The sequence below is a fragment of the Streptococcus sp. GMD6S genome (assembly GCF_000297015.1).
Genome location: NZ_AJRH01000155.1, coordinates 1 through 1,159, shown reverse-complemented (window position 1 = coordinate 1,159; position 1,159 = coordinate 1). Strand labels below are relative to the sequence as shown.

2 protein-coding genes are annotated in these 1,159 nt (G+C 39.8%); both read left to right on the top strand.

Annotation, left to right across the window (positions count from 1 at the left end):
• Positions 1-354 (top strand): ATP-binding cassette domain-containing protein (locus GMD6S_RS09300; protein WP_000297251.1); only part of this gene is annotated, 354 nt, incomplete at its 5' end.
• Positions 355-558: 204 nt separating this feature from the next.
• A partial coding sequence (locus tag GMD6S_RS09295) for an Ig-like domain-containing protein (protein ID WP_008294476.1) occupies positions 559-1,159 on the top strand: 601 nt, incomplete at its 3' end.

Here is a 1,159-nt window from a genome sequence, read left to right as displayed (position 1 = left end):
CCTCACGAACTCAGCGGAGGGATGCGCCAGCGTGTAGCCTTGCTTCGGACCTATCTTTTTGGACACAAGCTCTTTCTTTTAGATGAGGCTTTTAGCGCCTTGGACGAGATGACCAAGATGGAACTCCACGCTTGGTATCTGGAGATTCATAAGCAGTTGCAGCTGACGACCCTCATCATCACGCATAGTATTGAAGAGGCCCTCAATCTCAGCGACCGTATCTACATTCTAAAAAATCGGCCGGGACAGATTGTTTCTGAAGTCAAACTAGATTGGTTCCAGAGCGAAGACAAGGAAGTCCAAAAAATTGCCTATAAACGTCAAATCTTAGCGGAATTGGGATTAAATACTTAGATTCTTAGAACAATATTATATATTAAGTCCAAGCAAGAACCCTGCTTGGATTTAATTGTTTCAAAGCTTATGCGGACGTGGGATTGGCTGACTTATCCATCTATCTGATAAGTTAATATAAAAATTAGCACATTATAGTTGACATACTGTTATAGACCTGTATAATATAATTGAACCATTATAGACAATAAGGAGGATAATGTGGTGAAAAAGAGAACTAGTAAACTCTTTCGTTGCTTGATGGCCTTGCTACTGGTTGTGTCGGTCTTTTTGCCTGCACTAAGACTTAATGGAGTAGTTAGTGCTGCCGAAAAAACTGAATCAGAGTACACTTTGACTACAGAGCCGACGATTAATACGAACCGATTAGTCGATCATGCCAAATATGGAGAAGGTAAGTTCTATCTTAAAACAACTTACGCATTCCCAGACAATGTAACTCTGAATAACGGTGATTTCATGGTTTATCACGTTCCAAATGAGTTCAAAATCGAAGTAGATTCTAGTACAGATTTGAAAGCTCCGAACGGTGAAACGATTGCAAAACTGACAACAGAGAAGGCAACGAATACTGCTAAGATTACAGTAACAAACGAAGAGTACTTTAAGAAGTTTAATGAGAACAAACAAATTGTTGCATCATTTACTGTGGTATGGGCAGACCATGTTGAAAAGAACAAGGAATATGAAATCAACATTCCTGGTGCAGGAGTTTACCATTTGACTCGTATCGTTCCAGACGTTGACCCAACTGGATTTACTAAATGGGGAGTTCAAGACTCAGACGATCCTAACTATGTAAACT